5 protein-coding genes are annotated in these 5,553 nt (G+C 48.4%); 1 reads left to right on the plus strand and 4 read right to left on the minus strand.

Annotation, left to right across the window (positions count from 1 at the left end; all coding sequences use genetic code 11):
* From C5B90_RS19460 to C5B90_RS19480, 4 genes are all read right to left on the minus strand, one after another.
* Positions 1–352, minus strand: a 352-nt coding sequence (locus C5B90_RS19460) for a uroporphyrinogen-III synthase (RefSeq protein ID WP_199517569.1), incomplete at its 3' end; no start/stop codon positions are given.
* A gap of 594 nt (positions 353–946) precedes the next feature.
* Positions 947–1,180, minus strand: coding sequence for a hypothetical protein (locus C5B90_RS19470; RefSeq protein ID WP_115883585.1), 234 nt, complete (start codon positions 1,178–1,180; stop codon positions 947–949).
* A 184-nt stretch (positions 1,181–1,364) separates the two neighbouring features.
* Entirely contained in the window at positions 1,365–2,666 is a 1,302-nt protein-coding gene (gene gdhB, locus C5B90_RS19475) for a glutamate dehydrogenase GdhB (protein WP_115883586.1), read from the minus strand.
* Between the two features lie 2 nt (positions 2,667–2,668).
* On the minus strand, positions 2,669–2,812 hold the full coding sequence (locus C5B90_RS19480) for a rubrerythrin-like domain-containing protein (RefSeq protein WP_115883587.1): 144 nt from the start codon (positions 2,810–2,812) through the stop codon (positions 2,669–2,671).
* Positions 2,813–4,294: 1,482 nt separating this feature from the next.
* On the opposite strand from C5B90_RS19480, the gene C5B90_RS19485 reads away from it, so the two are divergent.
* Positions 4,295–5,553, plus strand: a 1,259-nt coding sequence (locus tag C5B90_RS19485; protein ID WP_158547246.1) for a Cdc6/Cdc18 family protein, incomplete at its 3' end; no start/stop codon positions are given.

Below are 5,553 nucleotides of genomic sequence, written 5' to 3' on the forward strand. Positions count from 1 at the left end.
CGACTGTTCGACCTTCGACATCGGCAGATAACTCATCGACGAGTCCTGTGGACGTGGATGTTGCCGGCACAACATCGACCGAATACCCCTGTTTGCGTAAAGCGGTCGCAGTCTGCCTCCCGACAGCACAAACAGCGGTTTCCCGTTGTTCCCATCCGGCTGCTGCAGCTAGGTTGACACCAGTCTGGCTCGTGAAGACACAATAGTCCGCATGCCGTGGAACTTGGCCGGTTGACGTGACCGTCAGCATTGGGTCTGGAATTGGTGATACATCAAGTGACTGGAGATACTCAACCGCCTCAACGATACGGTTATCGTCGGGTCGGAGGACGGCCACCGTTGGTTTGGACATGCTAGATAGTTCGCCGTTGCCGGACTTGTGTGTGTCGAGAAGTAGTTATCAGTCTCGAGCAATTCAAACTAGTATCCTGCTAATTCCTGGTATGGACGACTCTCAGGACCAAATTGTTCCCGCTAGTGACGAGGTTTGGCCACACCAGATGTCCTGGGCTATTTCATGTGTACGTTGAATGTCATCTCGCCGAGATTTTCATGAGGTTGTCGCCTATCTCGTTCGTGAAGGGTACATCAACGTACTTATCACGACCGTGAGCTCGCTAGCTGAGGACCTCACAAAGACGACAAAGCCGTTCAAATGGGTGAGTAGAAGACGAGAACTTTCTCGCTATTACCGACAGGGATACGACTTGGAGGTCAGTGTCAATCTCCTCGACGATTCTGATTCACTCATTAGGAAGAGATACTCGCTGACACGACGAGGCTCATCGCGGTCGGTGAGAGTGTGCTGAACCACTACCCCCTAACGATCCTATTTCACGAAGGTCGAAACAGACCTGATTCTACATCTGAACTCGTTTGAGCGATTCTCAGAGTTAACTGTAGTCGCTACCCACCATTCACAGTGCAAAAACCAACTCTGCTATCGCTATAGAAGACTGCTTACTATCTCAGCAAGAGATGTGCCGACGGCCTCAAATGTGACTCGCATGGTGGCAGCGCCAAAGCCAATCGCAATCAAACACATGGTGACGACGAAATTAGCTTTCGGATCGTCGGAGCTAAGCAGAAGCGTGAGCGCTGCGAGCGTTCCCGCCGTTGAACAAATAAACAGGCCTGTTAGAAATAACAAACCAGTAAAAAATGGATCTGTGAGGTTCATTACGGAGTATGTCGGTTCATAGAATCCGATAAAAGATAAACTGAAGCCGGTAAGAACATATCCAATAAGGCAGATTGTAACAAAAATAGCACTAGGGCTAACGAGTTGATACAGTCGAAGGAGCCCCCGCTCAAGTGGGGTGGTTGGCTGTCGGTTCCGTCTAAATGGTCGATAGCCCATCTCGCTACGGCCAGAGCCCCCGTGCTTTGTGGGCTTCGACAATGCGGGATAGTGCAACGATGTAGGCCGCATCACGCCAAGTAATGTCTCGTTGTTCGAATTCTGACTGAACCGCATCCCAAGCAGCCTCCATCTCTGCTTCGAGTTCATTGTTCACCCGTTCAAGTGACCACGCTCGCCGATTGATGTCCTGAAGCCACTCGAAGTAACTTACCGTTACCCCTCCAGCATTGGCAAGAATATCAGGAATTACCGCAACACCCCGGTCAGCGAGAATCGAATCAGCAGTCGATGTCGTCGGACCATTTGCCCCTTCAACGATGAGGTCTGCATCAATCGCTTCTGCGTTCTCTTTGGTGATTACATTCCCCAAAGCAGCAGGAATGAGGACATCAACGTCAAGCGTAAGGAGTTCCTCATTTGAGATGGTATTGTCGGCATATTCTGTGACCGCTTCAGGCACTTCATCGTGCGATGGGACAGTAGCCGTATCTATTCCGCCTGGTTCGTACATTGCACCGTTCACGTCGCTGATTGCAATGATAGTTGCGCCCCAGTTATCCAGGAGTCGAGCGGCATTCGCTCCAACACTTCCGTATCCCTGGACCGCTACTGTAGTGTTATTGAGCTCCCAGTCATAATATTCACAAGCAAGCTTTGTGATTATTGCAACGCTCCGGCCAGGTGCTTCCTCGCGACCTTCGCTTCCACCGACAACAGGTGGCTTACCGGTGACAACCCCTGGTATTGTTTCGCCTTCCTGCATTGAGTATGCGTCCATTAGCCAGGCCATGGTCTGTGGGTCCGTCCCCATGTCTGGTGCAGGAATATCCTGTTTCGGGCCGATAACGTCGCGAACTTCCTGTGCGAACCGCCGAGTAAGTCGCTCCTTCTCTGTTGGGCTCAATTCCTTGGAATTGACCGCAATTCCACCCTTTGCTCCCCCAAATGGGAGGCCCATAACGGCACATTTCCATGTCATCCACATACCGAGCCCAACACACTCGTCTCTGGTCACCTCGGGATGGTACCGCAGTCCTCCCTTGAAGGGTCCCCTAACGCTATCGTGTTGGGCTCGGTAGCCGGTGAACACCTCTACTGTTCCATCGTCCCGCTCAATCGGGACCGTTACTTCGTGGACCTTCTTGGGATATTTGAGCCGCTCGACGATGTTCGAGTCAATATCTAAATATTCAGCAGCATGATACAGTTGTTGACGAGCTGTTTCGAGTGCCGATTCTGATTCGGTTGCTTCTGTCGTCTCTTCACTCGGCTCACCGCATGTGGTCTCTGGTTGGGATGCCATAGTTACTCAAGTGGAGTTCGCCGATTTCGCATTGGGCCATTACAGTCGAGGCACTGATTGTCGCTGCTCTCCGAGATGATGATGTTCCCGCACTGAAAGCACTCATACGGGGTTTCTTCGTCTGGTTTGGGGTCGACATCTCTCATAGTGGATTCACGAGTGCCGACAGGGAATCTATAGCACTCTTTGTAAGTATAATAAGTGTATTAGGGAATATCTTATGGTTAATTACCGAACCAGTACTATTGAAGTGGGATTAGTTATTGAACTGGTAGATCTATCGAAACAGAGTGGTTGTTCTCCTCAAATCATTGTGAACGCTTTCTACTGGTCAGTACGAGCGTGCTTGTAGAACGTTGACTTGAGCCCAAGTCTTCTGCAGTGAAACTAAACCCAAGCACATTACTAATTACTATTCTAGCCTGCAAAGACAATGATGTCTCAAAGCGATATGAATGATGTCGACTAGCGGCTAACCTACGGCTGTTTCACCATCACAGTTTGCGTAAGGGGGTGACGTGTACCAGGCCGGGCACCCTGGTAGACGCCAATGCTGGTGGATTAGAGGCACTCAGCATTATTCAGGTCACAGATGTTCATATTCAAACTACCGGTTGCAGTCTGTTTTTAATTATGACATTTCTCTATAAGAGGATCACTCCGTCGCGCTCAGGGAAGTAACCGTTTCTCAGACGATGAAAGGGCACGTGTACAATATGATTGCATCGTCTATTCGACTCTGTCAGAAAGCCTATACCGGATGAGGTCTGGTCTACTGATATGCCTGAGTGCCAGAACTGTGGCAGCCATGTCACAGAGGCCTACGTTCGTGTATTTACGCCGGATTCGGTTGACGAGCCGCAAGTATGTCCCAACTGCGAGGATATGATTCGTGAGCGTGGTCGCATTCGTGAGAAACGGACATCTTAACATTACGACGTTGTTGGTGTACCCGTGGAAGTGACCAGTGGATGATGTCTCCCGATGATCCCTTACCTCTCAACGAGCGGGAACAGAACGCTAACAATCTGATTGGGGATAGACACACTGGTCATTAGCAAGAGTTGTGCGGCGAATACTGTTGGTATGTCGACGTCGTCGTATAGACCGCAGGCCGGGTCTTCGTACTTGCCAATGTTATCCGTTACACCGTTCGTCACTAGACTCTTGTACAAAGTCGCAGCACTATGATGAAGAGTATGGGCGACGTGACCGACAGTAACCTGACGACTGGGTCGTAATCATATGAGGAGACGAACGACAGTCTCGGTATCGATACACATCTCTGAGACACACCACTACTTCGACTGTTAGAACCGATAAGACTCCCTTCGAAAGGGACGAGGGCGTGAGACACACCACTACTTCTGGTGCAACCTCCCATAGGAGAGGCTGAATAGCAAGAAAACGCTATGCCGGCAATACATGCTTTTAACAAAGGATTCATTACTAGATTCAAAGAGAGCTCAAACTAAGCTAACTCAGAATACAGATTAACAGTCGAAGTTGTGGTGTGTCTATGAGCATAGCTAAGGTTCCGGTCAACAAATAATTTAAAATTATATAGCCGAAATAAATAATCAACGGGTGGGGAAATACTTATGGATTGCTCATCATGTATGGTCGGTATGGAGAAACCATTTAGTGGTACTTTCAAGAATACCGATAGTAATCTATTCGATGACGAACTCACGGATAATATCTTTGAGAACAGAAAGTACCTATCTACTGAATGGCGCCCAGAAAAAATCCTTCAACGAGATGAAGAGGTTTCACAATACATTGATGCCCTCAAACCAGCACTACTCAACCAGAACCCAACCAATATTTTCGTGTATGGGAAAACGGGGGTTGGTAAGACGGCTGTCTCGAAAAAGATTATAGCGGACCTTGCAGCAAAGGGTGCTGAGTTAGAGATCAATGTGACTACTGCTTATCTGAATCTGGAGGACCGTACATCTACCTACCAAGCGACGGTTGGTATTCTTAATGCGTTGTTACCTGCTGATAGGCAAATTCCGGAATCTGGGTACAGTCAGAGTGTAATCAACAATATGCTGTGGGATCGAATGGATGAGATTGGGGGTGTGATATACGTCATCTTGGATGAAATTGATTCACTTGATGGAGATGATGGTATTCTCTACCAGATACCACGGGCGGTTGAAGAGGGAAAAGTCACAGATGCCAACCCGGGCCTGATTGGGATTAGTAATAATCTCAAATTCCACAAGAATCTGCGTCCAAAAGTTCGCGACAGCCTCTGTGAATGGGAGATTAGATTCAGTACATACAACGCTAACCAACTTCACGCGATTCTTGCTCAGCGTGCCAAAAAAGCCTTTGAACCGGGTGTTATTGATGACGCAGCAATCTCCCTAGCGGCGGCACTGGCAGCACGGGACTCTGGAAGTGCTCGTCAAGCGATTAGGTTATTGAAATCTGCTGGCTCCTTAGCTGATGCAGCCGGTGATACAAACGTAACCGAAAGTCACGTCGAGTCGTCGTTTGAAGATTTACAAAGTACTGAAATGCTTGAGGAGCTCAAAGATAGTACCAGGATCACACGCAACGATAACATTGCTCTTTGGTCTCTCTCAATGCTTACTGAGCATCAGAATGGATCTTGGTTTTCGACGAGTGAAGTGAGAGCGATATATAACCAAGTTCGTTCGAAGAACGGGGATCCGATAGTATCTCAGCGTGCTGTACTTGATCATCTTAATGATCTGTACATGCTCGGGTTTATTGATAAACGAACTCTGAATAAAGGAAGGGGTGGTGGGTCATTCAACCAGTACCAATTAGACTTAGATGTGGGTCTAATTCTTTCATTGTATGACGACCCAGGATACACTTGGATCCCTAGTTGCGTTTCTTTTGATAC

Source organism: Haloferax sp. Atlit-12N (genome assembly GCF_003383095.1).
Classification (GTDB): Archaea; Halobacteriota; Halobacteria; order Halobacteriales; family Haloferacaceae; genus Haloferax.

Excerpts from the sequence above, each read along its gene's own strand:
- C5B90_RS19470 (WP_115883585.1), bottom strand. The coding sequence starts at position 1,180 with ATGAACCTCACAGATCCATTTTTTACTGGTTTGTTATTTCTAACAGGC.
- C5B90_RS19480 (WP_115883587.1), bottom strand. The coding sequence starts at position 2,812 with ATGAGAGATGTCGACCCCAAACCAGACGAAGAAACCCCGTATGAGTGC.
- gdhB (WP_115883586.1), bottom strand. The coding sequence starts at position 2,666 with ATGGCATCCCAACCAGAGACCACATGCGGTGAGCCGAGTGAAGAGACG.